26 protein-coding genes are annotated in these 26,337 nt (G+C 71.4%); 8 read left to right on the forward strand and 18 right to left on the reverse strand.

Annotated features, from left to right (window positions below):
- Position 1: 1 nt before the first annotated feature.
- The 14 genes from ABT147_RS27550 to ABT147_RS27615 form a co-directional block, all read right to left on the reverse strand.
- Entirely contained in the window at positions 2–646 is a 645-nt protein-coding gene (locus ABT147_RS27550) for a phosphorylase family protein (RefSeq protein WP_351410840.1), read from the reverse strand.
- Positions 643–2,640, reverse strand: coding sequence for a squalene--hopene cyclase (gene shc, locus ABT147_RS27555; protein WP_351410842.1), 1,998 nt, complete (start codon positions 2,638–2,640; stop codon positions 643–645). Before shc ends, ABT147_RS27550 begins: the two co-directional genes overlap by 4 nt.
- 137 nt (positions 2,641–2,777) lie before the next feature.
- Positions 2,778–3,830 carry a polyprenyl synthetase family protein gene (locus tag ABT147_RS27560; RefSeq protein ID WP_502983171.1) on the reverse strand — a complete coding sequence of 351 codons (1,053 nt, stop codon included), beginning with the start codon at positions 3,828–3,830 and terminating at the stop codon, positions 2,778–2,780.
- Positions 3,831–3,919: 89 nt separating this feature from the next.
- Complete coding sequence (hpnE, locus tag ABT147_RS27565) at positions 3,920–5,347, reverse strand: hydroxysqualene dehydroxylase HpnE (protein ID WP_351410847.1); 1,428 nt, start codon at positions 5,345–5,347, stop codon at positions 3,920–3,922.
- Positions 5,344–5,484 carry a DUF6380 family protein gene (locus ABT147_RS27570; protein ID WP_351410849.1) on the reverse strand — a complete coding sequence of 47 codons (141 nt, stop codon included), beginning with the start codon at positions 5,482–5,484 and terminating at the stop codon, positions 5,344–5,346. Before ABT147_RS27570 ends, hpnE begins: the two co-directional genes overlap by 4 nt.
- Complete coding sequence (gene hpnD, locus ABT147_RS27575) at positions 5,484–6,434, reverse strand: presqualene diphosphate synthase HpnD (RefSeq protein WP_351410851.1); 951 nt, start codon at positions 6,432–6,434, stop codon at positions 5,484–5,486. Before hpnD ends, ABT147_RS27570 begins: the two co-directional genes overlap by 1 nt.
- Positions 6,431–7,333 (reverse strand): squalene synthase HpnC, encoded by a 903-nt coding sequence (hpnC, locus tag ABT147_RS27580; protein ID WP_351410853.1) that lies wholly within the window; start codon positions 7,331–7,333, stop codon positions 6,431–6,433. The genes hpnD and hpnC overlap by 4 nt, the downstream gene beginning before the upstream one ends.
- A 430-nt stretch (positions 7,334–7,763) precedes the next feature.
- Complete coding sequence (locus ABT147_RS27585; protein WP_351410856.1) at positions 7,764–8,531, reverse strand: ABC transporter ATP-binding protein; 768 nt, start codon at positions 8,529–8,531, stop codon at positions 7,764–7,766.
- Positions 8,524–9,453: an ABC transporter permease gene (locus tag ABT147_RS27590; RefSeq protein ID WP_351410858.1), complete on the reverse strand. Its 930-nt coding sequence runs from the start codon at positions 9,451–9,453 to the stop codon at positions 8,524–8,526. Before ABT147_RS27590 ends, ABT147_RS27585 begins: the two co-directional genes overlap by 8 nt.
- A 95-nt stretch (positions 9,454–9,548) precedes the next feature.
- Positions 9,549–10,421, reverse strand: coding sequence for a glycosyltransferase family 2 protein (locus ABT147_RS27595; RefSeq protein ID WP_502983172.1), 873 nt, complete (start codon positions 10,419–10,421; stop codon positions 9,549–9,551).
- Positions 10,422–10,429: 8 nt separating this feature from the next.
- The gene (locus ABT147_RS27600) at positions 10,430–11,158 is read right to left on the reverse strand and encodes a CDP-alcohol phosphatidyltransferase family protein (RefSeq protein ID WP_502983170.1); all 729 of its coding nucleotides are present in this window, start codon (positions 11,156–11,158) and stop codon (positions 10,430–10,432) included.
- A 28-nt stretch (positions 11,159–11,186) separates the two neighbouring features.
- Positions 11,187–12,251 (reverse strand): iron-containing alcohol dehydrogenase family protein, encoded by a 1,065-nt coding sequence (locus ABT147_RS27605; RefSeq protein ID WP_351410863.1) that lies wholly within the window; start codon positions 12,249–12,251, stop codon positions 11,187–11,189.
- The gene (locus ABT147_RS27610) at positions 12,239–12,991 is read right to left on the reverse strand and encodes a phosphocholine cytidylyltransferase family protein (RefSeq protein ID WP_351410866.1); all 753 of its coding nucleotides are present in this window, start codon (positions 12,989–12,991) and stop codon (positions 12,239–12,241) included. The genes ABT147_RS27605 and ABT147_RS27610 overlap by 13 nt, the downstream gene beginning before the upstream one ends.
- The gene (locus ABT147_RS27615; protein ID WP_351410906.1) at positions 12,988–14,793 is read right to left on the reverse strand and encodes a DUF5941 domain-containing protein; all 1,806 of its coding nucleotides are present in this window, start codon (positions 14,791–14,793) and stop codon (positions 12,988–12,990) included. Before ABT147_RS27615 ends, ABT147_RS27610 begins: the two co-directional genes overlap by 4 nt.
- A 382-nt stretch (positions 14,794–15,175) precedes the next feature.
- Between ABT147_RS27615 and galE the strand changes: the two genes are divergently transcribed.
- The 4 genes from galE (at position 15,176) to idi (ending at position 18,471) form a co-directional block, all read left to right on the forward strand.
- Complete coding sequence (gene galE / locus ABT147_RS27620; protein ID WP_351410868.1) at positions 15,176–16,147, forward strand: UDP-glucose 4-epimerase GalE; 972 nt, start codon at positions 15,176–15,178, stop codon at positions 16,145–16,147.
- Positions 16,148–16,304: 157 nt separating this feature from the next.
- A complete protein-coding gene (locus ABT147_RS27625) occupies positions 16,305–17,243 on the forward strand; it encodes a cation diffusion facilitator family transporter (protein ID WP_351410870.1) in 939 nt (312 codons plus the stop codon).
- Positions 17,234–17,752 (forward strand): GNAT family N-acetyltransferase, encoded by a 519-nt coding sequence (locus ABT147_RS27630; protein WP_351410872.1) that lies wholly within the window; start codon positions 17,234–17,236, stop codon positions 17,750–17,752. The genes ABT147_RS27625 and ABT147_RS27630 overlap by 10 nt, the downstream gene beginning before the upstream one ends.
- Before the next feature lie 125 nt (positions 17,753–17,877).
- Positions 17,878–18,471, forward strand: a complete 594-nt coding sequence (gene idi, locus ABT147_RS27635; protein ID WP_351410874.1) for an isopentenyl-diphosphate Delta-isomerase — start codon at positions 17,878–17,880, stop codon at positions 18,469–18,471.
- A gap of 42 nt (positions 18,472–18,513) precedes the next feature.
- Here idi and ABT147_RS27640 read toward each other — a convergent pair whose 3' ends face one another.
- Both ABT147_RS27640 and ABT147_RS27645 read right to left on the reverse strand, forming a co-directional pair.
- Positions 18,514–19,029: an ATP-binding protein gene (locus tag ABT147_RS27640; protein ID WP_351410908.1), complete on the reverse strand. Its 516-nt coding sequence runs from the start codon at positions 19,027–19,029 to the stop codon at positions 18,514–18,516.
- Positions 19,030–19,203: 174 nt separating this feature from the next.
- Positions 19,204–19,905: an HdeD family acid-resistance protein gene (locus tag ABT147_RS27645; RefSeq protein WP_351410877.1), complete on the reverse strand. Its 702-nt coding sequence runs from the start codon at positions 19,903–19,905 to the stop codon at positions 19,204–19,206.
- A gap of 69 nt (positions 19,906–19,974) precedes the next feature.
- Between ABT147_RS27645 and ABT147_RS27650 the strand changes: the two genes are divergently transcribed.
- A complete protein-coding gene (locus ABT147_RS27650) occupies positions 19,975–20,718 on the forward strand; it encodes an enoyl-CoA hydratase/isomerase family protein (RefSeq protein ID WP_351410879.1) in 744 nt (247 codons plus the stop codon).
- 18 nt (positions 20,719–20,736) lie between these two features.
- On the opposite strand, the gene ABT147_RS27655 is transcribed toward ABT147_RS27650, so the two are convergent.
- Positions 20,737–21,372: a DJ-1/PfpI family protein gene (locus tag ABT147_RS27655; RefSeq protein WP_351410880.1), complete on the reverse strand. Its 636-nt coding sequence runs from the start codon at positions 21,370–21,372 to the stop codon at positions 20,737–20,739.
- A 24-nt stretch (positions 21,373–21,396) separates the two neighbouring features.
- Complete coding sequence (locus tag ABT147_RS27660; RefSeq protein ID WP_351410882.1) at positions 21,397–22,350, reverse strand: GlxA family transcriptional regulator; 954 nt, start codon at positions 22,348–22,350, stop codon at positions 21,397–21,399.
- A 123-nt stretch (positions 22,351–22,473) separates the two neighbouring features.
- On the opposite strand from ABT147_RS27660, the gene ABT147_RS27665 reads away from it, so the two are divergent.
- From ABT147_RS27665 to ABT147_RS27675, 3 genes are all read left to right on the forward strand, one after another.
- Complete coding sequence (locus ABT147_RS27665) at positions 22,474–23,340, forward strand: SCO6745 family protein (protein ID WP_351410884.1); 867 nt, start codon at positions 22,474–22,476, stop codon at positions 23,338–23,340.
- Between the two features lie 106 nt (positions 23,341–23,446).
- On the forward strand, positions 23,447–23,590 hold the full coding sequence (locus ABT147_RS27670; RefSeq protein WP_351410887.1) for an LPFR motif small protein: 144 nt from the start codon (positions 23,447–23,449) through the stop codon (positions 23,588–23,590).
- A gap of 164 nt (positions 23,591–23,754) precedes the next feature.
- Positions 23,755–26,142, forward strand: a complete 2,388-nt coding sequence (locus ABT147_RS27675) for a Tex family protein (RefSeq protein ID WP_351410889.1) — start codon at positions 23,755–23,757, stop codon at positions 26,140–26,142.
- Positions 26,143–26,337 lie beyond the last annotated feature (195 nt).

Consider the following 26,337-nt stretch of genomic DNA (forward strand, 5'->3'; position numbering starts at 1 on the left):
CTCACCTCCTGGGGAGCAGCAAGGAACGGTGCCATTCGTAGTAAGCGGGAAGGACGGCACGAAGAACGCGGAAGGCTGATATTCCACCGCGTACCGTGCCGATCCGGACCAGTTCATGTTCTGGAGCGTCCACGACCACCCGGACGGCCGCAACCGGGCGTGCGCCGGATCGCACGGCGCAGTGGAGCGTGACGGCGGACTCCATGTCGACGGCGAGTGCGCCCGTCGCGAAGAGGCCGGACCGTTCCTGGCCGCGTACGACGTGATCGGATCCGATGAGCGGGCCGGTGTGGACCGTGCGCCCGGGCACGGCACGCTCCAGCTCCTTGACCAGACGTGCGGTGGAGACGCACGGTGTGACGACACCGCCGGGCCCCCGCGTCTCCTCGGCGACCACCAGGTCACCCGGGTGCATGCCCGGGGCGAGTCCGGCGCAGAACCCGGTGGCCAGGACGGCGGCGTCCCGCAGCTCCGGGTCGGCCAGCAGCCGGGTGACGGACCGCTCGGCGGCCCTCGGCCCCATGCCGGTGCGCAGCACGGTGACCGGGCCCCCGGCGCCGCCCCGGTCGCCGCTGCGCAGGGCGAGCTGCTCGATGCCGAGCGCGCAGGCGATCAGCAGCGGGGCCGGGGCGGCGGACGCGGTCATCGGCGTCCCTTGGCTTTCAGGACGGCCGGCTCGCCGTGGACGTACCGGCCGAGCGCGGTGAGCGGGAAGACCTGCCGGTAGAGGTGGTAGTTGATGGAGAAGTCCCAGGGGAAGCCGGTCCCGGTGAAGTACGGCTCGTCCCAGCCGCCGTCCTCCCGCTGGGTCCGGGCCAGCCACTCGACGCCGCGTTCGGTGGCCTTGGTGTCCCGCTCCCCCGCCGCGAGCAGCGCGAGCAGGGCCCACGCGGTCTGGGAGGCGGTGGAGGCGCCCTTGCCGCCCCATTCGGCGGGGTCGGGGTAGGAGCGCAGGTCCTCGCCCCAGCCGCCGTCGTCGTTCTGCACGGTCTCCAGCCAGGCCACGGCCCGGCGGATCGCGGGGTGCGCGGCGGGCAGTCCGGCGGTCACCAGCGCGGGGACCACCGATCCGGTGCCGTAGACGTAGTTGACGCCCCAGCGGCCGAACCACGCGCCGTTCGGCTCCTGTTCGGCGAGGAGCCACTCGATGCCGCGCCGGGTGCGCGGGTCGTGGGCGAGGCCCTCGACCGCGAGCATCTCCACCACATGCGCGGTGACGTCGGCGGACGGCGGGTCGATGACCTCGCCGAAGTCGCAGAACGGCAGCCGGTTGGGGAACGGGCTGGTGTTGTCGACGTCGAAGGCGCCCCACGCCCCGTTCCTCGACTGCATGCCGACGGTCCAGCGCACCCCGCGCCGGACGGCCTTCTCCACCCGCTCCGGGTCGTGGTGTCTGACCCGGCGCAGCGCGAGGACGACCTCGGCGGTGTCGTCGATGTCGGGGTAGTTGTCGTTGTGGAACTCGAACGCCCAACCACCCGGCGGGAGTTGGGGCCGCTTCACGGACCAGTCGCCGGGGCGGACGATCTCCTCGCCGAGCATCCAGTCGGCGGCCCTGACGAGTTGGGGATGGTCGGGGGGCAGGCCCGCGTCGGCGAGCGCGATGGTGGCGAGGCAGGTGTCCCACACCGGGGACTGGCAGGCCTCGATCATCCGGGCCCCGTCCTCCCGCCACACGGCGAACCGGTCGAGGGACTCCAACCCGGCCCGCATCACGGGGTGGTTGAGGTCGTAGCCGAGCAGGTGCAGCGCGATGATCGAGTACACGGCCGGCGGCTGGATGCCGCCCCAGCAGCCGTCGTTCTCCTGCCGTTCGACGATCCAGCGGGCGGCGCTGTTCATCGCGGCCCTGCGCAGCCGCTTCAGTGCCACCTTGTGGTAGCCGTGCAGCAGCTTGTCGAGCCGCTGGAAGGCGCCTTCCCAACTGCCCAGTGGATCAAGGGGCCTGGGCGGGTTGGGCCGCCCGGGGTCGGTGTGCAGCTCGTCGAGGGGGAACGGCGCCGGCCGTACCGGGCGCTTGGCGGAGACGACGGTCAGCGGCACGATCGTCTGCCGGGCCCAGCATCCGAAGTCGTAGATGTTGAGGGGCATCCACTTCGGGAAGAAGACGATCTCCGGCGGCATCTCCGGCAGGTCGTCCCACTTCCACCAGCCGAACAGCGCCAGCCAGATCCGGGTGAAGACCCGGGCGGCGGCGATCCCGCCCCGCTCCCTGATCCACGCGGACGCCTTCGCCATGTGCGGCTCGTCCGGGTCGTCCCCGGCCAGCCGCAGCGCCACGTACGCCTCGACGGTGGCGGAGAGGTCGGGCGGGCCGCCGTGGAAGGTGGCCCAGGTGCCGTCCGGGCGTTGCTCGCCTCTGATGAACAGGCCCGCGGCCCGGGTGGTCTTCTCGTCGCGGATGCCCAGGAACTGACGGAGCAGCAGGTCCTCGGCGTCCATGGTGACGTTGGTCTCCAGGTCGCCCTTCCACCAGCCCTGGACGTCCTGGAGGGAGAGCAGGAAGTCGGTGGCGCGCCGGACGGCGTGCGCGGCGGCGCCCCGGCCCCCTGCCGTCACCGGGGTGTCGTGGTCGGTGTCGCTGGCCGCGGCAGCGCGGGGCGGCAGAGCCCCGGTGCTTCCGTCGGTCGTCGCTGTCATGGCTTCCCCTTCGTGCAGTGGACGGATCTCTCTGCGGTGGGTCAGCCGTCGGCCGGTGCGTGTCCGGTGACGGGCACCGGCCGGCGACTACGCGAGGGCTATTCGACCGATGTCGGCCGGCTCCTGGGTGATGGCGGTCATCTCTTCCGTACGACGACGAAGTCGGCGAGCGCCGCGAACTCGTTCCGCACCCGCTCGGGCATCCGGATCGAGTCCAGCGCCTCGATGGCGATGGTGTGCTGGCGGCGGGCCTCCTCGGCGGTCCACCGCCGGCCGCCCGCCTCCTCGATGAGGGCGGCGCGCGCGGCGAACTCCTCCTCGGAGAAGTTCTCGAAGTCGTTGCTCTTGGCGTCGGCGGCGAGGAGTTCACCGAGCTGCTCGGAGGCCGGGCCGCCCGCCGCGAGCGCGGCCACGACCGGCAGGGACTTCTTGCGCTGGCGCAGGTCGCTCCAGGTCTGCTTGCCGGTGGAGACCGGGTCGCCCCAGATGCCCAACAGGTCGTCGACCGCCTGGAAGGCGAGGCCCAGGTGGTAGCCGTACTTCTCCAGCGTGTCGGCGGTGCGGTCGTCCGCGCCGCCGAGGACCGCGCCGATGGAGCAGGCGCAGGCGAGCAGGGCGCCGGTCTTGTTGCCCTCCATCTCCAGGCACTCCTCGACGGTGACCCGCTCGCGGTGCTCGTAGGAGATGTCCTGGGCCTGTCCGTCGATGAGCGCGCGGGTGGCCCTGGTGACGCGGCGGGTGGCGCGGGCCGCCTCGGCGGTGCCCAGTTCGAGGAGGATCTCGTTGGCGAGGACCATCAGTGCGTCGCCGACGAGGATGGCCTGGGCGGGGCCGTGCACCTTCCAGACGGTGTCGCGGTGGCGGCGCTGTTCGTCGCCGTCCATCAGGTCGTCGTGCAGCAGCGAGAAGTTGTGCACCAGTTCCACCGCGACCGCGCCGGGGACGCCGACCTCGGGCGCGGCGCCGGTGACCTCGGCGGACATGACGGCGAGCGCGGGACGTACGGCCTTGCCGCCGTCGCCGTCGGCCGGGTTGCCGTGGGCGTCGATCCAGCCGAAGTGGTAGGCGGCGACGGTGTCCATGGGGGGCGCCAGCCGGTCGACGGCCGCCCGCAGCACGGGGGTGGCCAGGGTCCGCCCGCGCTCCAGGAGCGCGGTCACGTCCACCGCGGTCCTCGCGGCGGCCGTCACGGCCGGGGGCACAGTGGGCACAGTCTCTCCAGATGTCGATGTGTTCGTGGTACCGAGAGTGGGGGGATCGGTCCGGTGCGCTTCGAGCGTCACGCCGCCTCCTCGTGGTCGAAGAGATGGTCTCGGGGCCGGCCCAGAGCGGCGAGGGCGCACTCCGCCGCACCGATGCCGCTGCGGACCGCACTCTCCATGGTCGCGGGCCACCCGGTGGCGGTCCACGCTCCGGCCAGGTACAGGCCGGGTGCCTTGGTGCGGGCGCCGGGCCTTAGCCGTCCGACGCCGGGGGTGGGAGCGAAGGTCGCGGTGCGCTCCCGGGTCACGAAGAAGTCCCTCACCTCGGCGCCCCGGGTGCCGGGCAACAGCCGTTCCAGCTCGGGCAGATACCGTGCGCGCAGTGCGGCCACGGGCGCGTCGATCTCGTCCTGGGCGGCCGACTGCGACAGCGCCAGATACTGGCCCTCCCGCAGCCCGGACGCCTCGGTGCGGTCGAAGACCCACTGCACCGGGGAGCCGAGCGCCGCGAAGAACGGCCGGCTCAGCACCTTCCGGTCGTACACCACATGGACGTTGAGGATCGGCGCGGTGCCGATCTCCAGCAGCCGCTCCGGCGCGTCGAGCGCGCCCTCGGGCAGCAGGTCGTACGTCTCGCGCTGCGGTACGGCGACGACGACCGCGTCGGCGTCGAGGCTCTCGCCTGGCACCTCGACCCGCCAACCGCCGTTGCCCAGGCGGGAGATGGAGGTGGCGCGGGTACGGAGTTCGGTGCGGACGCCCGCCGAGTCGAGTGCCTTGCGGGCCAGCCTGTCGTGCAGTTCGCCCAGCGGGACATGGGCCCAGCCGATGTCGGCCGCGCCCGGCTCGGACAGCAGCCCCGTCTTGAACACCATCGCGGCGAGCCCGAGGGAGGCGTCCTGGGCGACCGCGTTGAGGGTGGCGACCCCCACGAGGTCCCACAGCGCCTCTACGGCCCGCGGCGACTGGCCGTGCGCGGCCAGCCAGCCGCCGAAGTCCCGTTCGTCCAGCGCGGGATCGGCGAGGTCGAGTGCCTTGAGCGCCAGCGCGGCACGCCCCACCTTCGCCCGCTCGGCGAGCGAGAGATGGGTGTACGTGGCGAGGCTGCGCCCCAGATGCAGGGGGACGGGCAGCGCGTCGCGCCGCAGCCTGCCGAGGCGCCGCCCGGGACGGCCCTCGGCGTCGAGAACGGGCACGTCGAGACGGTCCTGCAGCGGCGCGAGCGCGGCCCCGTCGACACGGTCGAGGAACCAGCGGTAGGCGGTGCAGCACCGCAGATACACATGCTGTCCGTTGTCGACGGTCAGCTCGCCGCGCTGGAAGGAGAAGGCGAGCCCGCCTAGGCGGGGCCGTCCTTCCAGCAGCGTGACCTGTACGCCGGCGTCGGCGAGCGAGAGCGCGGCGGTGATGCCCGCCAACCCTCCGCCGACCACCACGGCCGTGCTCCGGGGGCGGCCCGTACGGTCCGCGTCCGGCAGTCCCTCGGACTGTGCGCCGTCGGTCATCGTGCACCCTCCCCTGCCGGTCCGCCGGCGAGCCGGATCGGTCCACGGGCGGCCGTCGCAGTCAGGGACGCCCCCGTGTGGCGGAGGGTTGCGTACCACTTTTCCCCGATGGGTTCTCCTTGGGCCGGATTGTCCATCAGACGCGCCTCCTGACGGTACGGCGCGACACATGGCGGGCGTCCAGACCGGACAGGCCGCGTACGGCGACATACGCCTTCTCGCGGCCGGGCAGCGAGACCCGGCCGCGCAGAACGGCCTCCGGCTCGCGTTCGATGCGGTCGAGGAGGCGGCGGTAGATGCCGGCCATGGCGGCGACACAGGCGCCGCTGCGCCGGTCGAGCATCGGGAGCAGTCCATAGCCCTCGGCGAAGAGGGCGCGGGCCCGGCGCACCTCGAAGTGCACCAGACCCGCGAAGTCGGAGTCGGCCGGCGGGAGCGGCCCGGCGAACCCGGCCGAGCAGCCGAATTTCGCGAGGTCGTCGGCGGGGAGATAGGTGCGGCCCCCCTCCGCGTCCTCGCGAACGTCTCTGAGGATGTTGGTCAGTTGGAGCGCGAGCCCGAGGGTGTCGGCGTACTCCGGCGCGCGTTCCGCACCACGCGCCCCCGGTTCCGTGCCGAAGACGCCGAGCGAGAGGCGTCCGATGGCGCCGGCGACACAGCGGCAGTAGACCTTCAGGTCGTCCCAGGTCTCGTAGTGCTCGCCGTGGACGTCCATGAGGACGCCGTCGATGAGTTCGTCGAGGGCGTCGAGCGGGATCGGGAAGGCCGTCGCGGCGTGGGCGAGGGCGACCGCGACGGGGTCGGTGTCGTCCTCGTCGACGGAGCCGTCCCGGACGCGGGTGAGCAGCGCTCTGGTGTCCTCCAGCCGGGCCGCCTTGACCTGGACCGCGAGGGCGCCGTCACCGATGTCGTCGACGCGCCGGGAGAAGGCGTACAGCGCGGACATGGCGCGGCGTTTGGGGGTCGGCAGCAGTCTGATGCCGTAGGCGAAGTTGCGGGCCTGCTGTCCGGTGACGGCCTCGCAGTAGCTGTAGGCGGCGAGTACCGGCGCGGCCGTGTGCGGTTCCGACTCCACGGTCCGGATCACCCCTCTCCTCGCAGGGTCGCGCCCACCTCGCGCAGCAGCCGGAGCTTGCCGGACTTGGGCGGGCCGGGAAGTACGTCGAATTCGGCGGCGGTGATCGCGTGGACGGCCGCCCTTCCTCCCGCCACGAACCCCGCGAGGAGCAGCCTCAGCCTGCCGTGGACGCTGCTCACGAGGGGAGTGCCGTCATCGAGGAGATTCCGGGCGCGTTCCGTCTCGTACGCGACCAGCGCGCGCACCGACGCGTTCGCCGTGGGCATGGCGAGGTCGGCCTCCTGGACATGGAAGCGCTTCATGTCCGCGGCGGGCAGGTAGATCCGGTCGCGGCCCAGGTCCTCGGCCACGTCCTGGAGGTGTTCGACGAGCTGCAGCGCGGTGCAGATCGCGTCGGAGTGCCGGATCCGCTCGGGGGTGGTGGCGCCGGTGACGGCGAGGACCAGATGGCCGACCGGGTTCGCGGACAGGGCGCAGTAGGCGAGCAGGTCGTCGTAGGTCTCGTACCGCTTGACCAGCTGGTCCTGGCGGTTGGCGGCGATCAGGGCGAGGAACGGCTCGGGGGTGAGGGAGCGGCGGCGGACGGTGTGCCGGAGCCGGCGCAGCAGCGGGTGGCGCGGGGTGCCGTCGAAGACCCTGGCGAGGTCGGCCTCGAAGGCGTCGAGGAGGAGCAGCCGGTCGTCGGCGTCCTGTGGGGAGACGCCCAGGAGGCGGGCGTCGGCGCCGCCGGGGGCGAGGTCGCCGTCGCCGATGTCGTCGACGAGGCGGGCGAATCCGTAGACGGCCATCAGGTCGTCGCGCCAGGCCCTGGGCAGGAAGAACGGGGCGACGGGGAAGTTCTCGGCGCCGGCCTTGTCGAGGGTGTCGCGCTCCGGGTCCCCGGTGCTCGCCGTCCCGGTCTCGGTCACCGCTCGTCACCCGGCGCGGGAACGGCAGAAGCGTGCTTGAGCTGGGGAGTCTCCGTAGCCATGGCCGTCACATCTCCCGTTCTACACTGCCGACCCAATACGCACTATTTCGGACACGCCGCCCGGTGGGCGGCGTCTGCGGCTGATGCCGGGTGTCGCGCATTATGGACCCACTTGCCGCGATTCGGCACCGGTACAGCTTACGTTGTACAACGCCCCCTGCTTCGTCGGGGTGTCCTGCACATCACAAGAACGCACCGATTGCCCCTAAGAATCCTATGGGTGGCCGGAGTTGACGCAGTCCTTGCCGGAGTTGGCGTTTCCTTTGCGGATTCCGGGCTCCGGCCCCTCAGGGAGGCCGGGTCCCGGTATCCCTCGCAGACGCCGGGCCCCGCCGGAGCAGTTCCAGCGGGGCCCCGGTCGTTTCGGGCTACTTGCCCGTGAACTTCTCGTATTCCTTCAGGACCTCGTCCGTGGGTCCGTCCATGCGCAGTTCGCCGCGTTCCAGCCACAGGACGCGGTCGCAGGTGTCGCGGATGGACTTGTTGTTGTGGCTGACCAGGAAGACCGTGCCGGCCTCCTTGCGCAGCTCGCGGATGCGGGCCTCGGAGCGCTTCTGGAAGGCGCGGTCGCCGGTGGCGAGGGCCTCGTCGATCATCAGGACGTCGTGGTCCTTGGCCGCCGCGATGGAGAAGCGCAGGCGGGCCGCCATGCCGGAGGAGTACGTGCGCATCGGCAGGGTGATGAAGTCGCCCTTCTCGTTGATGCCGGAGAAGTCGACGATCCCCTGGTAGCGCTCCCGGATCTGCTCGCGGGACATGCCCATCGCGAGGCCGCCCAATATGACGTTCCGTTCGCCCGTGAGGTCGTTCATCAGGGCCGCGTTGACGCCGAGCAGCGAGGGCTGGCCGTCGGTGTAGACCTTGCCCTGCTCCGCCGGGAGCAGACCGGCGATGGCGCGCAGCAGGGTGGACTTGCCGGAGCCGTTGGAGCCGATCAGGCCGATGGCCTCGCCCCGGTAGGCGATGAAGGAGACGCCCTTGACGGCGTGCACCTTGCGGACGCCCCGCTCCTCGCCACGCTTGAGGATGCGGCTGAGGGCGGCGGTGGCACTGCCCTTGCCGGTCTTGGCGCCGTTGACGCGGTAGACGATGTGCAGTTCGTCCGCGATGACGGTGGGGATGAGTGACTCAGCCACGGCCGTACCTCTCCTCGGCCTTCCAGAAGTACACGAAGCCGCCGAGCGCGATCAGCGCGGCCCAGCCGCCGGCGACCGCCCATACGTGCGGGGGCAGGTTCTCCGAGCCGTAGCCGTCGATCAGGGCGAAACGCATCAGGTCCATGTAGATCGCGGCCGGGTTCCACTGGAGGATGTCGGCGATCCACTTGGGATGGTCGGCGAGCATCACCGGGATGGAGAACATGACGCCGGAGGCGTACATCCAGGTCCGCATCACGAACGGCATCAGCTGCGCGAGGTCCGGGGTCTTGGAACCCATGCGGGCCATGATCAGCGCGAGGCCGGTGTTGAACAGGAACTGCAGCACCAGCACGGGGACGATCAGCAGCCAGGACAGCCGCGGATAGCTGCCGAAGCCGACCGCCACGCAGAACAGCACGATCATCGAGAACAGCAGCTGCTGGAGCTGCTGGAGCGCGAAGGAGATGGGCAGCGAGGCACGCGGGAAGTGCAGGGCGCGCACCAGGCCCAGGTTGCCGGAGATCGCGCGGACACCCGCCATCACCGAGCTCTGCGTGAAGGTGAACACGAACACGCCCGTGACCAGGAACGGGATGTACACCTCGCGCGACATGCCCCGGTCGGCGTTGAGGATCAGGCCGAAGATCAGGAAGTACACGAGTGCGTTGAGCAGCGGGGTGGCCACCTGCCACAGCTGGCCGAGCTTGGCCTGGCTGTACTGCGCGGTGAGCTTCGCCTGGGAGAAGGCGAGGATGAAGTGACGCCGCCCCCACATCTGGCGGACGTACTCGGCGAGTCCGGGCCGGGCGCCGCTCACGGCGAGCCCGTACTTGGCGGCCAGTTCCGTGGCGGAGAGCCCGTCGTCGGGCGACGGACGGTCGCTCACCACAACCCTGCCGTCATGCGTTGTCTCACTCACAAATGGAAACTTTCGTCCTCAAAGTGCGCAGCCTGGTCGGGCCGAGGCGGAAACCTGGACCGGGTACGGCCGAATGCTCTCAGATTTCGAGCTTGTCAGATGACGGGCGGCCGGCCCAGCCGGGTCAGCCGCCACACCGTACGCCACTTCATGGGCCGGCGGGGGCCGCACGGGCTCGTCCACCCCTCCTTGAAGCCGCCCAGCCAGGCTCTCAGAGCGGGGCGGGAGGGCTTGCGCAGCAGCGTCAGCAGCAGCCAGACGCCCAGATAGACCGGGACCAGGGGGGCCGGGAGGTTACGGCGCGCGAGCCAGACGCGGTTGCGCGCGACCATGCGGTGGTAGACCGCGTGCCGGGAGGGCGCGGTCGTGGGGTGGTACAGCACCATGTCGGACCGGTAGTCGATCATCCAGCCCGCGTCGAGGGCCCGCCATGCCAGGTCGGTTTCCTCGTGTGCGTAGAAGAATTCGTCCGGGAGGCCGCCGACTTCGGCGAAGACCTGGGTGCGTACGGCGTTGGCGCCGCCGAGGAAGGTGGTGACCCGGGAGGAGCGCATCGGGTCGGCGGCCCGCAGCCGGGGCACATGGCGCCGCTGGGTCTCCCCGCTGTCCGGGTCGGCGATACGGAAGCTGACGATGCCGAGCTTCGGGTCCGCCTCGAAGGCGCGGCGGCAGAGTTCGGCGGTGTCGTGGTGGGCGAGCAGGCCGTCGTCGTCGAGGAAGAGGAGGACGTCGACGTCCCGGCCGCTGGGGCCGAACGCCTCGATGCCTATGTTGCGGCCGCCGGGGATGCCGAGGTTCTCGGGCAGCTCGACCGTCCGTACGCCCTCGGGGACGTCCGGGACGGGCGAGCCGTTGCCGACGACGACCGCCTCGACCCGGTCGCCCTCCTGCTTGGCGACCGAGTCGAGGAGGGCGCGGAGTTCGTCGGGGCGGTTGCCCATGGTGATGATCACCGCGCCGACCTTCATGGCGCCGCTCACTTCAGCCTGCTGGAGGCGAGGATGGACACCAGGTGCAGCAGTGTCTGGAGCAGCGCGATGCCGGCGAGTACGGCGACGCCGAGCCGGGAGAAGAAGAGGTCGCCCCGGGCCTGGTCCACGATCGCGAGGACCAGGATCAGCAGGGAAGCCTCGACGCCGAGGATGAGCCGGTGGAACTTCAGCGCGGCGGCGGCCTTGCGGGCCAGTGCCATGCCGGAGGAGCGCGGCTCGGAGGCCGACTCCTGGACCGGCGGCTTGCCGGTCTGGTGCCGGGCGACCCCGACGAGGTCCGTCTCGGCCTTGATCAGGATGGCGCCGAGGGCGGCGAGGGTGCCGAGGAAGGCCCACAGCCAGTCGATCCGGCCGGTGCCCCACAGGTCGGCGGCGCGCAGCCCGAAGCCGACGAGCACGGCCGCGTCGCACAGATAGGCGCCGACGCGGTCGACGTAGACGCCCGCCATCGAGAACTGCTTGCGCCAGCGGGCGATCTCGCCGTCGACGCAGTCGAACAGCAGGTACAGCTGGACCATCAGCACACCGAGGACGGCGCCCGTGATGCCCGGAACCAGCAGGGCCGGGGCGGCGAGGACGCCGAAGACGGTCATCAGGTAGGTCAGCTGGTTGGGCGTGACCCGGGTGTTCACCAGGTGCCGGTCGATGCGCAGGGAGATCTCGCGCATGTAGAGCCGGCCGGCCCAGTGCTCGCCGCTCCGCCGGTCCTTCACACCCGGGGGGTGAACGACCGGGCGGAGTTCAGCTACCGATGGCTTTGGCATAGTCGGCGTAGGCGTCCTTGATCTGTTCGGTGCTCAGTTCGAGGTGTTCCAGGATGGTGTAACGGCCCGGCCGGGTCTGCGGGGCGAACTCCACGACCTGGACGAACTCGTCCACGGTGAAGCCGATCTCGTCCGGCAGGACGGGCAGCCCGTGGTGGCGCAGGACCTCGACCATCTGGCCGGCGACCTCGTGGTTGCCGCGCAGGAACGTGGCGAACGCGCCGCCGAGGCCGCACTGTTCGCCGTGCAGGGCGTTGCGCTTGGGGAAGCTGAGGTCGAACGCGTGGCTGATCTCGTGGCAGGCGCCCGAGGCGGGACGGCTGTCGCCGGCCACGGACATCGAGATCCCGCACAGGACCAGGGACTCGGAGAGCGTGGTCAGGAACTCGTCGTCGCCGACCCCGCCGGGGTGGCGAAGGACCGCCTCGGCGGCCTGGCGGGCCATGGCGGCGGCCAGTCCGTCGACCTTCTCGCCGGTCTCCCGGCTGGACAGCTCCCAGTCGGCCACGGCGGAGATCTTGCAGATCACATCGCCGATACCGGCCCGCACGAAGCGCACCGGGGCCTCACGGATGACGTCCAGGTCGATGACGATCCCGATCGGGTTCGGCACACCGTACGAGCCGCGGCCCGCGTCGTTGTCGAGCGTGGCGACCGGGGAGCACAGACCGTCGTTGGCGAGGTTCGTGGCCACGGCGACCAGCGGCAGACCGACCCGGGCGGCCGCGTACTTGGCGCAGTCGATGACCTTGCCGCCGCCGAGCCCGACCACGGCGTCGTAGTGACCGCCCTTCTTGATCGAGTCGGCGAGCCGCACGGCACCGTCGATGGTGCCGTCGGCGTCGCAGAACCAGTCGGCCTCCGGGAACGCGGGGGCGAACCGGTCGCGCAGCGCCGCGCCGGAGCCGGCGCTGATCGCGAAGGCCAGCCGGCCCGACGGCGCGATGCGCTGGTCGGACAGGATCGCCGCCAGGTCATCGAGCGCGCCGGGACGGATGTCCACCACGACCGGCGAGGGGATGAGCCTCGTCAGTACTGGCACGCGATCTCACGTCCCTTGGCGAGGTCGTCGTGGTTGTCGATCTCGACCCACTTGACGTCGCCGATGGGGGCCACGTCGATCCGGAAGCCGCGGTTCACGAGCTCCTGGTAGCCGTGCTCGTAGAACTGCTGCGGGTCCGTCTCGAAGACCGTCTTCAGGGCGTCGGCCAGCTCGTCGGCGGCCTCGCCCTCGATGAGGGTGACGCCGATGTACTCACCGGTCGCCTCGGCGGGGTCCATCAGCTTGGTGATCTTCGTCATGCCACCCTCGGGGCCGACGACGACCTTCATCTCCTCGTCGGCGAGGGACTTCACCGTGTCGAGGGCGAGGATGATCTTCTTGCCGTCGCCGCGGGCGGCGAGCAGGGTCTTCTCGACGGAGACCGGGTGCACGGTGTCGCCGTTGGCGAGGATCACCGAGTGCTTGATGGCGTCACGGCCGCACCACAGGGAGTAGGCGTTGTTCCACTCCTCGGCCTTGTCGTTGTCGATGAGGGTGATCTTGACCCCGTACTTGGCCTCCAGCGCCTCGCGGCGCTCGTAGACGGCCTCCTTGCGGTAGCCGACGATGATCGCGACCTCGGTCAGGCCGATCTCGGCGAAGTTGCCGAGGGTGAGGTCGAGAACGGTGAGGCTGTCCTCGTTGCCTTCGGGGCCGACCGGCACCAGTGCCTTGGGCAGGGTGTCGGTGTAGGGGCGAAGACGCCGTCCGGCGCCGGCCGCCAGCACGAGGCCGATCATGCGGGTTCTCCTTCATCGTGTACGGCGGGTGCGCCTGTTTTATGGGCGGTCACCCAGAAGCGGATGCTCTCGACGAGCACCAGCAGCGCCACGGCCACGGCGAGAGCCGTGAGCGCGACCTTGAACTCTGTGGGCGCGAGCAGCGCGGCCAGGACGGTGACCAGCAGGGTCCTGCCTTCGTGACCGCCGATCGCCCGCACCAGCCACCTCGGTGGCGCGCCGGCGTCGCCGCGGATGCGGTACACCGTGTCGTAGTGATGGTAGGCGACCGCGGCCACCAGCCCGAAAGCCGCGGGAAGTGCTCCGTTCACATCGGCTTTGATCGCCAGTACCAGAACGGTGCCGTATTCGGCGGCGCGGAACAGCGGGGGGATCAGCCAGTCGAGGGGGCCCTTGAGGGAGCGCTCGACGGCTTCGGCCGACAGCCCGACGTACAGGGCGGCCATGGCGACGACCTGCCAAGCAGGGCCCCAGACCCAGGCGGCGGTCACCACGGCCACGGCTCCGAAGGCCGCGCTGAGCAGTGCCGTCTTGCGCGGCGGGCCCGGCAGGAGCCGCGCCAGCGCTTCGGCGAGCGGGCCGGTGTCCGCGAGGTCCGCCAGCGCCTGGGCCGCCCGGTCCGTCCGCTGCGCCTTGCGCGTCAGCGAGCGCAGCACACGGCCCGCCGTCGTGTACGTCGCGGCGAAGGCGCAGCCGATGAGCAGCGCGTAGAAGGTGATACGAGGGGTGGTGAGCGCCGTGAGGACGGCGATCATGGCCCAGCGCTCGCCGATCGGGAGGACGATCATGCGGCGGACCCAGACCGTCCAGCCGACGCTGTCGAGTTTGTCGGAGAGAGCGGCGGTGGGGCTGGTGTTGGCGGTGGCGTCGTGGTTCGCCTCGTTGAAGGAGAAGTCGACGACGTGGCGGCAGGTCTGGAGGACCATCGCGCCCAGGGCGAGGGCCCATACGTCGTCGCCGCCGCGGGCGGCGCCGAGGGCGAGGCCCGCGTAGTAGGCGTACTCCTTGGCGCGGTCGAAGGTGGCGTCGAGCCAGGCGCCGAGGGTGGAGTACTGCAGCGAGTAGCGGGCCAGCTGGCCGTCGGTGCAGTCGAGGACGAAGGAGAAGAGGAGCAGCAGGCCGGCCGCGACGAAGCCGCCGCGGGTGCCGGTGGCCGCGCAGCCCGCCGCGATCAGGGCGGTGATCAGCGAGGCGGTGGTGACCTGGTTCGGGGTCAGGCCCCGGCGGGCGCACCAGCGGGCGAGGTAGCGGGAGTACGGGCTGATGCAGTACGTGGTGAAGAAGCCGTCGCGGGACTTCACCGCCGTACGCAGCCGTACGGCCTCGTCGTCGACGGCGGCGACCTGCTGGCGGGCCTCGTTGCGGGCCTGCGGGTCGGCGGGGACGGCGGCGACCAGGGTGCCCAGCTCGGGCCGGTACAGGCTGACGCCGTCCGCGTCGAGTGCGGCGACGACCCGGTCGGCGACGCCCTCGACGGCGACGGCGGTGCTGCCGCTCGCGGTGGAGTTCTCGCGGGCCAGCGCCCGGGTCAGCGCCTGCCGGGCGGCGGCCCGTACGGTCACGGCGCCCGGCAGGGCGGCGGCGTCGAAGCGGGGGTCGGTGAGTCCCAGGCGCAGCGCGTGGACGTGGCCCACGAACCGGGCGTCCACGATCGCGACCCGCTGGTCCGCGGGCACCGTCGCCAGGAGCGTCTCGGCGTCACCGGCGCCGGAGGCGACCCGCACGTCGAAGCCGAGCGACCGCAGATCGCCCTCCAGCGACGATCCGGGCACCGGCTGACCGGTGAGGATGGCGGTGGACAGACGAACTCACTCCCTGGGTACCGACGCGACCGCGCCGGACATGTGTGTGGTGGAGGCGCCCTGGGCCTGGGGCCGGCGGCGTGTCGGCAGAGGTTATCGGATGAAGAGAAGCGGGTGTTCACCACCCGTTCACGGCCCGATCAGTTCAACCTGCTCAAGCCGTCGCCCCTCCGCCGCGATCATCATCGGGGATTTGAGGGTTGTCCCACAAACTCCGTTGCGGATATCGGTTGATAGACACGCAAAGCGATGGGTCCACTGCAGCGCCCCTTGAAGGGGCGCGGGGAACTGCGCGACCAGCCACAACCCACGCGCACCCGCCATCCCTCCACACCCCCCACGGCGAATAGGCACAACACGCACCCCACATAAGGTTGACCGCATGACATGGCTGATCACAGGCGGGGCGGGCTACATCGGCGCACACGTGGCGAGGGTCATGACCGCCGCCGGCGAACGGGTCGTCACGCTGGACGACCTCTCCGCAGGCGTCCGCGGCCGCCTCCCCGAAGGCATCCCGCTGATCCACGGCTCCGCCCTCGACGGCGACCTCCTCAAGCGCGTCCTCGCCGAGCACGCCGTGACCGGCGTGGTCCACCTCGCCGCCCGCAAGCAGGTCGGGGAGTCCGTCGCCCAGCCCACCCGCTACTACCAGGAGAACGTCGGCGGTCTCGCCACCCTCCTGGAGGCGGCGGCCGGCGCCGGGGTCGAGCGCTTCGTCTTCTCCTCCTCCGCCGCCGTCTACGGCAACCCGGACGTGGATCTCATCACCGAGGACACCCCCTGCGCCCCGATGAGCCCGTACGGCGAGACCAAGCTCGCCGGTGAGTGGCTGGTCCGGGCGGCGGGCCGGGCACACGGCATCGCGACCGTCTGTCTGCGCTACTTCAACGTGGCGGGCGCCGCCGACCCGGCGCTGGCCGACACGGGCGTCTTCAACGTCGTCCCGATGGTCTTCGACCGCCTCACCCGCGACGAGGCCCCGCGGATCTTCGGTGACGACTACCCGACCCCGGACGGCACCTGCGTCCGGGACTACATCCATGTCGCCGACCTCGCCGACGCGCATCTCGCGGCGGCCCGGCACCTGACCACCGGGGACGCCTCGGGCGATCTGACCGTGAACATCGGCCGCGGGGAAGGCGTTTCGGTCCGCGAACTCGTCGATCTCATCGGTGAGGTGACCGGCGACCGCAGGCCCGCTCTCGTCGAGCCGCGCCGCCCCGGTGACGCGCCGCGCGCGGTCGCCTCGGCGGCGCGGGCCGAACGGGAACTGGGCTGGACGGCCCGGCGCGGGGTACCCGAGATGGTCGAGTCGGCCTGGGCGGGCTGGCGGCTGCACCGCGGCCTGTGACCGGGACCGGGATCATGGCAACGCTCTGACCTGCGTATCGTTTCCGCAGGTCAGGGCACATGACAACGGTGTTCAGTGCCGCGTTGCCGGATACCCCCCACCCGTAGTTCACTGTGATCCGGAGCCGAACACACGGACGCATTCGAAAGGCGGATTCATGGGGGCCGGTCACGATCACGGGCACGCGCATCACGCGCCTACCAGTGGTACGGCGGCAGCGGCGTATCGCGGGCGGCTGCGGATCGCGCTGACGATCACGCTCACCGTCATGGCGGTCGAGATCGTCGGCGGTGTTCTCGCCGATTCGCTCGCGCTCATCGCGGACGCGGCGCACATGGCGACGGACGCGGTGGGCCTCGGCATGGCGCTCCTCGCGATCCACTTCGCGAACCGCCCGCCGAGCGGCAACCGCACCTTCGGCTTCGCCCGCGCCGAGATCCTGGCGGCGCTCGCGAACTGTCTGCTGCTGCTCGGCGTCGGCGGCTATGTGCTGTACGAGGCGATCCAGCGCTTCGTCACCCCGGTCGGGACCCAGGGCGGGCTGACCGTCGTCTTCGGCGCGATCGGCCTGGTCGCGAACATGATCTCGCTGACCCTGCTGATGCGCGGCCAGAAGGAGAGCCTGAACGTCCGGGGCGCCTTCCTGGAGGTGGCCGCGGACGCGCTCGGCTCGTTGGCGGTGATCATCTCCGCGACGGTCATCCTGCTCACCGGCTGGCAGGCAGCCGACCCGATCGCCTCACTGGTCATCGGTCTGATGATCGTCCCGCGTACGGTGAAGCTGCTGCGCGAGACCCTCGACGTCCTGCTGGAGGCGGCGCCGAAGAACGTCGACATGGCCGAGGTGCGCGCCCACATACTGGCGCTGCCGGGGGTCGACGACGTCCACGATCTGCACGCCTGGACCATCACCTCCGGCATGCCGGTGCTCTCCGCCCATGTGGTGGTCGGCTCCGACACCCTGGACTCCATAGGCCACGAGAAGATGCTGCACGAGCTCCAGGGCTGCATCGGCGACCACTTCGACGTCGAGCACTGCACCTTCCAGCTGGAGCCGAGCGGCCACGCGGAACACGAGGCGAAGCTGTGCCACTGACGACCCCCTGGACGACACGGCCGGAGACGTCCGCCGACCGGGAGGGCGTGTACGGCGTCAACGCCGCCGCCTTCGGGACGGACGCGGAGGCCAGGCTCGTCGACGCGCTCCGCGAGGACCCCGGGGCCTGGCTGCCGGAGCTGTCGTACGTGGCCGAGGCACCGGACGGCACGATCGCGGCGTACGCGCTGATCACGCGCTGTCATGTGGACGAGGTCCCCGCGCTGGCGCTGGCCCCCGTGGCGGTGCTGCCGGAGCATCAGCGGCGGGGGGCGGGAGCGGCCGTCGTACGCGCGGTGCTGGAGGCGGCACGCGCGCGTGGGGAGCGGCTCGTCCTCGTCCTGGGGCATCCGGAGTACTACCCGCGCTTCGGCTTCGTACGTGCGTCCGAGTACGGCATCCGGCCGGGTTTCGATGTGCCGGACGCGGCGATGATGGCCCTGCCGCTGGACGGTTCCGCGCCGGTGGCACCCGGCACGATCAGGTATCCGGCGGCTTTCGGGGTCTGACGCGCGGCTCGTATGTGTCTTCGGGCGGGGTGCGCGGGTAGGACATGCAGGTTGGCGCGAAGTGCCGGGCGTGCCGGTTTTCGTGCGGCAAACTTGAGGCTCGAAGAACGAGGCGAAGGATGGGCATGCCGATCACACCTGCCACCGCGATGCAGACTCCGCAGAACGGCACCACGGAAGAGATCCTCCTGGAGCTGGTCGACGAGGACGGCACCACGATCGGCACCGCGGAGAAGCTGGCCGCTCATCAACCGCCGGGTCAACTGCACCGGGCGTTCTCGGTGTTCCTCTTCGACGAGCGCGGGCGGCTGCTGCTCCAGCAGCGGGCGCTCGGCAAGTACCACTCCCCCGGGGTCTGGTCGAACACCTGCTGCGGCCACCCCTACCCGGGCGAGTCCCCGTTCGCCGCGGCCGCGCGGCGGACGCACGAGGAGCTGGGGGTCTCCCCGGCGCTGCTCGGCGAGGCGGGCACGGTCCGCTACAACCACCCGGACCCGGACTCGGGCCTGGTGGAGCAGGAGTTCAACCACCTGTTCGTCGGGCTGCTGCAGGCCCCGCTGCGGCCGGACCCGGAGGAGGTCGGGGACACCGCGTTCGTCACCCCGGCCGAGCTGGCGGAGCGGCACGCCAAGGACCCCTTCTCGGCCTGGTTCATGACGGTCCTGGACACGGCACGGCCGGCGGTCCGGGAGCTGACGGGTCCGGCCGCGGGCTGGTGACGGCCCCGGATCGGTGGTCCCGATCCATGGGCCGGTGACCTCTCACCCCTGGATCAGGTGTGCGGGTTTGAGCGGCAGGGCGACCCAGATCACCTTGCCGCCACTCGCGGTGTGCTCGACGTCGCAGACCCCGCCCGCCTCCAGCGTGATCTCGCGCACCAGGAGCAGACCGCGGCCGCCGAGCCGGCCGTGGTCGGTCTCCAGGGCGGTCGGGCGGTAGGGGTGGTTGTCCTCCACCGAGACCCGCACCCACTCCGCTCCGACGGCGACCTCGACGGCGAGCGTGGGCGACAGCAGCGCCGCGTGTTTCACGGCGTTCGTCACCAGCTCGGAGACGATCAGCAGAAGTCCTTGGACGAGGTCGTCCGAGATCGGTACGCCCTGGCGGGCGAGCAGGTCCCGGACGGCGCGCCGCGACTGCGGCACCGAGGCGTCGACGGCGGCAGCGGTGAACCGCCAGACCCCTTCGTAGGGCAGTGGCTCCGGCGGCCTCGGGTCGTCGGGGCCGTGCCCGTCGCCTTCAGGGCGTGGGTCGCTCCCGCGCCCTTGGTCGTCCATTGTCCGGTCGCCACCCTTGCGCTCGATTGTCACCACATGTCGAGTGTTGGTAACTCAGCGCTGCGCACGGAGAACTGAACAGAAGTCAGCGCGTATCGACGACTTTCGGATCGTCCGTGAGCGAGTGCGTCAGCCGCGTGACCGCCCCCTGTCCGGGGTCTGCCGCTTTCGGAACTATTCGGGTTGTACGGGTTTGACGCCGGACCCGTCCGCGGCCTCCCTGGGCCGCTCACTCTCCGTGATCCGCTCCGAGACCAGCCCCACGACGCGCCGGCCGCCGAAGCCGGTGGCGATCAGGCCCAGGCCGTCGAAGAGCAGGGCGAGCGAGATGAAGGTGCCGATGACGTACTCGCTGCTGCTCGGCCAGGAGGCGAGGACCAGGATACCGAGGAGGAGACCGAAGGCGCCCTGGACGAGGGTCCAGCCGAACTGGGGGCCGCGCACCACGAGGCTGCCGACCAGCCGGAACACCCCGCCGGTGAGGAACAGCAGCGCGGCGAACATGGTGAGCGCCTCGGCCGCCGCGTCCGGGCTCTTGATGACGACGACACCCGCCGCGATGTTCAGGGCGGCCACCACGACGCCGAGCCAGAAGAAGTTGGTGCCGCGCGCCTGGACCGCGTGCAACAGCCCGATCGCGCCGCCGACCAGGAGAAGCCAGCCGAAGAGGATCATCGAGGTGAGGGTGACGAAGCCGGTGTAGACGAGTCCGACGAGCCCCGCGACCGCCAGGACCGCGCCGAGCGCGGCGAGCCGGCCGAAGCCCCGGCTGAGCCGGGCGGTCTCGGCGTCCACGTCCTCGGCGGTGTACACACCCGTCCCGGGGGCGGTGTCCCCGGCGGCCGGCGCGGCCTTGGCCTTCCTGGATCCGAGCATGCGGGGCCTCCTCGCGTTCCGGGCCCCTCCTTGATCGTATGGGCGCGGGGGGTGGCTAGCATCCGGTGCATGGAGCCTCAACTGCTGGACAGCGTCGCCGACGGGGTCGCGACCGTCGTCGTCCACCACCCGGCCAAGCGCAACGCCATGACGGCCGGGATGTGGCGGGCGCTGCCGCCGCTGCTCGACCGGCTGGCCACCGACCCCGGCGTACGGGCACTGGTGCTCACCGGGGAGGGCGGGACGTTCTGCGCGGGGGCCGACATCTCCACGCTACGGGAGTCGCCGGCCGAGGCCCAGGGGCTGGCGGGGCTCGCCGAGGAGGCGCTCGCCGCCTTTCCGAAGCCGACCCTCGCGGCGATCCGCGGGCACTGCGTCGGCGGCGGCTCGCAGTTGGCGGCGGCCTGCGATCTGCGGTTCGCTGAGGAGGGGGCGCTGTTCGGGATCACTCCCGCGAAGCTGGGGATCGTCTACCCGGCCTCCTCCACCCGGCGGTTGGTGTCGCTGGTCGGGCCGGGCACCGCCAAGTACCTGCTGTTCTCCGGCGAGTTGATCGACGCCGAGCGGGCGCTGCGTACGGGGTTCGTGGACGAGGTGCTGCCGGCCGGTGAACTGGCCGCCCGTGTAACGGAGTTCACCCGGGTGCTGGTCTCGCGCTCCGGGCTGACGCAGGCGGCGGCCAAGGAGTTCGCGAACGGCCGCACCGACCGCGACGCCCACTGGGCCGAGCAGGCGCGGGACAGCGGCGACACCGCTGAGGGCGTCGCCGCGTTCCTGGAGCGCAGGCCGCCCCGGTTCACCTGGAGCGTCTGAGCTCCCACGCCCCTGGACTCACCGCAGAACGTGACGACTGTTCTCGCGGAACCATTCGACGAGGTGGGCCGGCGCCTTCTCCGGTGAGCCGGCGTCGTACGGCGGCTGCGGGTCGTACTCCGTCGCCAGCTGGATCGCCCGGGCATGGTCGTCGCCCGCGATCCGGCCGAGCAGGGTCAGACCCATGTCGATGCCGGAGGAGACGCCGGCCGCGGTGACGTACTTGCCGTCGAACACCACCCGCTCCCCCGTCGACTCCGCGCCGAACCGCTTCAGCGCGTCGAGGGCCAGCCAGTGAGAGGTGGCGCGACGGCCTTCCAGAAGGCCCGCGGCGGCGAGAAGCAGGGAGCCGGTGCACACGGAGGTCGTCCAGGTGCTGGTGGTGTCGGCCGTGCGCAGCCAGCCCAGAAGGGCCTCGTTCTCCATCTGCGCGCTCTGGCCGGGGCCACCGGGAACGATCACGATGTCGGGGTTCGGCACCTCGGCCAGGGTTTTGTCGGCGGTGATCGCCAGGGCTCCCTGGTCGGTACGGACCGGGCCGGTCTCCTCGGCGACGAAGACGAGTTCGGCGTCGGGGGCACGGCCGAGCGTCTCGTAGGGGCCCACCGCGTCGAGGGCGGTGAAGCGGTCGAACAGGACGATGGCGATCTGCATCGGAGGCCTTTCGGTGGGGTCGGCTCAGTCGGCCAGGACGGGACGGAAGCGGCGGCGGTACTCCGCGGGGGACGTGCCGAGGGTCTTCACGAAGGCGCGGCGCATGGCCTCGGAGGTGCCGTAGCCGCAGGTGCGGGAGATCTCCTCGACGCCGTCGGTGGTGTCCTCCAGAAGGCGGCGGGCGTGTTCGAGGCGGACGCGGTCGACGTACCGGCCCGGGGTCATGCCCGTCTCGGCCTGGAAGGCGCGGGCGAAGTGGCGGGGCGAGAGCCGGGCGCGGGCGGCCAGCCGCTCGACGCCGAGGTCGTCGCCGGGGTGCTCGGTGATCCACTGCTGGACCTCGCGGAGCGGCTCCCGCCGGGCGGTCTGGGCGGCGAGCTGGGCGCTGAACTGGGCCTGGTTGCCCGGGCGGCGCAGGAAGACGACCAGATGGCGGGCGATGGCGAGGGCGGCGTCACGGCCGACGTCCTCCTCGACGAGCGCGAGGGCGAGGTCGATGCCGGAGGTGACACCGGCGGAGGTGGCGATGCGCCCGTCGCGGACGTAGATGGGGTCGGGGTCGACCTCGACGGCCGGGTGGTCGCGGGCCAGCTTGGCGCAGTACGCCCAGTGGGTGGTCGCCCGGCGGCCGTCCAGGAGGCCCGCCTCGGCGAGCAGGATCGCGCCGGTGCAGACCGAGACCAGACGCTCCGCGCGCGGGCCGTGCTCGCGCAGCCAGGCGACGACCTCGGGGGCGGGGTTCCGGGTGCCCTGACCGCCCGGGACGATCAGGGTGTGCGGGGCGGGCGCGGTGGCGAGGCCGTGGTCCGGGACGAGGGTGAGGCCGCTGGAGGTGCGTACGGGCGTGCCGTCCAGGGAGGCCGTGCCGACGCGGTACGTCCCCGGCGTGTGCTGCTCCGCGCCGGCGAATACCTCCATCGGGCCGGTGACGTCGAGGCTCTGCACGCCGTCGAACAGGACGACCAGGACAGTTCGCATGCCATCGATTCTTGGGCGGGCGGGTCATGACCGCAATGACGAGTGCCCCACCTTTTCTGCCATGGTCTCCTACGGGTGGGCCAAGACTGGGCCACGAACCAACCGGTCGGTAACCTGCCGGGCATGACCTCTTCTCTGCCGGAGCGCGCCGGGCGGCGCTGCCACAGCCTTCTCAATCCGTTCCACTCCGCGCACTACTTCTCGCCGGACCTGGGGCGGGAGCTGGCCGCCGTGGGGGTGAAGGACCCGCAGGCGGCGTACTTCGCGGTGCGGGCGGCGGCCATGGGCAGGGTCGGCGCGGGCGTGGTGACGGCGACGTTCTTCAACTTCCGGCACGCGACGGTCGCGGAACACATTCCCGCCGTATGGGAGACCGCCGCGCCCTCGGTGGTGCTGGCGGCCCGTGAGCGCGCCGCCGACACCACACTGCGGCGGCTGCTGGGCGAGGAGCTGATCGCCTCCGCGGAGGTCGCGGAGGCGGCGGAGCTGGCGCTGCGCGCCACCGAGGCGTGTGTGAGGACCGCGCGCCCCCTGTACGCCGCGCACGCCGATCTGCCCGTACCCGAGCGCCCTCATCTCGCGCTCTGGCACGCGACGACACTGCTGCGCGAGCACCGGGGCGACGGGCATCTCGCGGTGCTCCTCGACGCCGGCCTCGACCCGGTCGAGGCGCTGGCCAGCCACACCGCGACCGGCAAGGGCATGTCCCCGAAGTGGGCCGTCGGCACACGCGGCTGGACCCTGGACGAGTGGGACGCGGCGAGCGCCCGGCTCCGTGAGCGCGGCCTGCTCGATCCCGCGGGCGAGCTGACGGAGGCGGGCGTCGCCCTGCGCAAGGAGATCGAGGCCGCCACGGACCGTCTCGACCGGGCGCCGTACGAGCATCTGGGCGCGGCCGGGGTGGAGCGGCTCACCGAACTGATGACCGGGCTGGTGACGACCATGCTCTCCGCGGGGGCGTTCCCGGCGGGAATGATCGGCAAGCGCTGATCCGCTCGGTTCCCGGCGTCGATCTGATCGGTTCAGGCATGAACGGTGCGGGGCGGGTACCCGGTCGTTCCTGGCCCAGCCAGCCGGGAGACGAAAGGGGAAGTACGTGTTCCGTGCGATCGCAGACGTGTTGCGGCAGATCGGTGGGGCCATCGCGACAGTGGTCACGCTGCCGTTCCGGGCCGTTGCCCGGCTCTTCGGGGGCGCGTCCAGCTCGACGCGCCGCACCGGACGGACCCGTCGGGCCTGAGGAGAGCGGGCCGAGGACATCGGGGAGCCGGACGCGAGGTCGCGTCCGGCTCCCCGTCTGTCCGTCTGTCCGGGACCCGCGCGTTTTGCTCCCTGATCCCCCGCTGTCGGTGCCACCTGCCACAATTGCCGCGCAACCTCAGTGGAAGAAGGCGGTACGGGATCGTGACGACACCCGGGTCCATCGAAGTAGGGTCCATCGAAGGCAGGATCGCCGAGGAGCTCGGCGTACGGGAGCGGCAGGTCAAGGCCGCGGTGGAGCTGCTCGACGGCGGTTCGACCGTGCCCTTCATCGCCCGCTACCGCAAGGAAGCGACCGAGATGCTCGACGACGCGCAGCTGCGCACGTTGGAGGAGCGGCTGCGCTATCTGCGGGAGCTGGAGGAGCGGCGGACCGCGATCCTGGAGTCGGTGCGCGAGCAGGGCAAGTTGACGCCCGAGGTCGAGGCGCAGATCCGTGGTGCCGAGACCAAGGCCCGGCTGGAGGATATCTACCTGCCCTTCAAGCCGAAGCGGCGGACGAAGGCCCAGATCGCCCGCGAGGCCGGTCTTGAGCCGCTGGCCGAGGGCCTGCTCGGCGACCCGACCGTGGATCCGCTCGCCGCCGCCACGGCGTTCGTGGACGCCGACAAGGGCGTCGCCGATCCGCAGGCCGCGCTGGACGGCGCCCGGGCGATCCTCACCGAGCGGTTCTCGGAGGACGCCGACCTGATCGGCGAGCTGCGCGAGCGCATGTGGGTGCGGGGGCGGCTGGCCGCCAAGGTGAAGACCGGCAAGGAAGAGGCGGGCGCCAAGTTCGCCGACTACTTCGACTTCGCTGAGCCGTTCACCGAGCTGCCCTCCCACCGCATCCTGGCGATGCTGCGCGGCGAGAAGGAGGACGTCCTCGATCTCGTCCTGGAGCCGGAGGAGCCCTCCGAGGAGCCCGGCCCCTCGTCGTACGAGGGGATCGTCGCCCATCGTTTCGGGATCACCGACCGCGGGCGGCCGGCCGACAAGTGGCTCAAGGACACCGTCCGTTGGGCCTGGCGGACCCGGATCCTCGTCCACCTCGGCATCGACCTGCGGCTGCGGCTGCGGACGGCCGCCGAGGACGAGGCGGTGAACGTGTTCGCGGCGAACCTGCGCGATCTGCTCCTCGCCGCCCCCGCCGGCACCCGCGCCACGCTCGGCCTCGACCCCGGCTTCCGTACGGGCGTCAAGGTCGCCGTGGTCGACGCGACCGGCAAGGTCGTCGCGACGGACGTGATCTACCCGCACGTCCCGGCCAACAAGTGGGACGAGGCCATCGCCAAGCTGGCCCGCCTCGCCAAGGAGCACGCGGTCGACCTGATCGCGATCGGCAACGGCACGGCCTCCCGCGAGACCGACAAGCTCGCCGGTGAACTGATCACCAAGCACCCCGAGTTGAAGCTCACCAAGGTGATGGTGTCGGAGGCGGGCGCGTCCGTGTACTCGGCGTCGGCGTTCGCCTCGCAGGAGCTGCCCGGCATGGACGTCTCGCTGCGCGGTGCCGTCTCCATCGCACGCCGTCTGCAGGACCCGCTGGCCGAGCTGGTGAAGATCGACCCGAAGTCGATCGGCGTCGGGCAGTACCAGCACGACCTGTCCGAGGTGAAGCTGTCGCGTTCGCTGGACGCGGTGGTGGAGGACTGTGTGAACGGCGTGGGGGTGGACGTGAACACGGCCTCCGCCCCGCTGCTGTCCCGGGTCTCCGGCATCTCCTCCGGGCTCGCCGAGAACATCGTGGCCCACCGCGACGCCAACGGGCCGTTCAAGTCGCGGAGCGAGCTGAAGAGTGTGGCCCGGCTCGGTCCCAAGGCGTACGAGCAGTGCGCGGGGTTCCTGCGGATCCGGGGCGGGTCCGATCCGCTGGACGCGTCCAGCGTGCACCCGGAGGCGTACCCCGTCGTCCGGCGGATGGTGAAGACCTCCGGTCAGGAGGTGGCGTCGCTCATCGGCAACACGGGGGTTCTGCGGTCGCTCCGGCCGACGGACTTCGTGGACGAGACGTTCGGTCTGCCGACCGTGTCGGACATCCTGAAGGAGCTGGAGAAGCCGGGGCGCGACCCTCGGCCCGCCTTCAAGACGGCCACCTTCAAGGAGGGCGTCGAGAAGATCTCCGACCTGGTGTCCGGGATGGTGCTGGAGGGGGTCGTGACGAACGTGGCGGCCTTCGGGGCGTTCATCGACGTCGGTGTCCACCAGGACGGTCTGGCGCATGTCTCCGCGCTGTCCCGGACGTTCGTCAAGGATCCGCGTGATGTGGTCAAGCCCGGGGACATCGTCAAGGTGAAGGTGCTCGATGTCGACATTCCGCGGAAGCGGATCTCGCTGACGCTGCGGTTGGACGACGAGGCGGCGCCGAAGGGGGCTGGGTCCGGGGAGTCGGGGGGTCGGCCTCAGCGTGGGGGCCGTGGGGCTCAGCCGCCTCGGCAGCAGGGTCGTGGGAGTGGTGCGGCCCGGCAGGGGCAGGGGGGTGCGGCGCCTTCCAACAGTGCGATGGCGGATGCGTTGCGGCGGGCGGGGTTGGTGGACAAGAAGCGGCGCTGAGTCGTTCGGCGGGGGTTTCTCGCCCCCGCCGCCCCTACCCGTCCCATCCCCAGGGGCTGCGCCCCTTCGACCCCCTGGGATCGGATTTCGGCTGCGGGTTCGGTGGGGGCTGGTCGCGCAGTTCCCCGCGCCCCTGAAGGCATCGGCGTACCGCGAGGGCGAGCGCGAAGTTCGCGGCCGAGAGGAGGGTCGCGC

The organism is Streptomyces sp. NPDC001868 (assembly GCF_040297125.1).
Lineage (GTDB): Bacteria > Actinomycetota > Actinomycetes > Streptomycetales > Streptomycetaceae > Streptomyces.

Bases quoted from the DNA above. Each gene is read 5' to 3' on its own strand.
- ABT147_RS27665 (WP_351410884.1), top strand. From the start codon at position 22,474: ATGACCTCTTCTCTGCCGGAGCGCGCCGGGCGGCGCTGCCACAGCCTT.
- idi (WP_351410874.1), top strand. From the start codon at position 17,878: ATGCCGATCACACCTGCCACCGCGATGCAGACTCCGCAGAACGGCACC.
- ABT147_RS27655 (WP_351410880.1), bottom strand. From the start codon at position 21,372: ATGCAGATCGCCATCGTCCTGTTCGACCGCTTCACCGCCCTCGACGCG.
- ABT147_RS27650 (WP_351410879.1), top strand. From the start codon at position 19,975: ATGGAGCCTCAACTGCTGGACAGCGTCGCCGACGGGGTCGCGACCGTC.
- hpnE (WP_351410847.1), bottom strand. From the start codon at position 5,347: ATGACCGACGGCGCACAGTCCGAGGGACTGCCGGACGCGGACCGTACG.
- ABT147_RS27595 (WP_502983172.1), bottom strand. From the start codon at position 10,421: ATGAAGGTCGGCGCGGTGATCATCACCATGGGCAACCGCCCCGACGAA.
- ABT147_RS27660 (WP_351410882.1), bottom strand. From the start codon at position 22,350: ATGCGAACTGTCCTGGTCGTCCTGTTCGACGGCGTGCAGAGCCTCGAC.
- ABT147_RS27640 (WP_351410908.1), bottom strand. From the start codon at position 19,029: ATGGACGACCAAGGGCGCGGGAGCGACCCACGCCCTGAAGGCGACGGG.
- ABT147_RS27645 (WP_351410877.1), bottom strand. From the start codon at position 19,905: ATGCTCGGATCCAGGAAGGCCAAGGCCGCGCCGGCCGCCGGGGACACC.
- ABT147_RS27570 (WP_351410849.1), bottom strand. From the start codon at position 5,484: ATGGACAATCCGGCCCAAGGAGAACCCATCGGGGAAAAGTGGTACGCA.
- ABT147_RS27610 (WP_351410866.1), bottom strand. From the start codon at position 12,991: ATGATCGGCCTCGTGCTGGCGGCCGGCGCCGGACGGCGTCTTCGCCCC.
- galE (WP_351410868.1), top strand. From the start codon at position 15,176: ATGACATGGCTGATCACAGGCGGGGCGGGCTACATCGGCGCACACGTG.
- ABT147_RS27625 (WP_351410870.1), top strand. From the start codon at position 16,305: ATGGGGGCCGGTCACGATCACGGGCACGCGCATCACGCGCCTACCAGT.
- ABT147_RS27550 (WP_351410840.1), bottom strand. From the start codon at position 646: ATGACCGCGTCCGCCGCCCCGGCCCCGCTGCTGATCGCCTGCGCGCTC.
- shc (WP_351410842.1), bottom strand. From the start codon at position 2,640: ATGACAGCGACGACCGACGGAAGCACCGGGGCTCTGCCGCCCCGCGCT.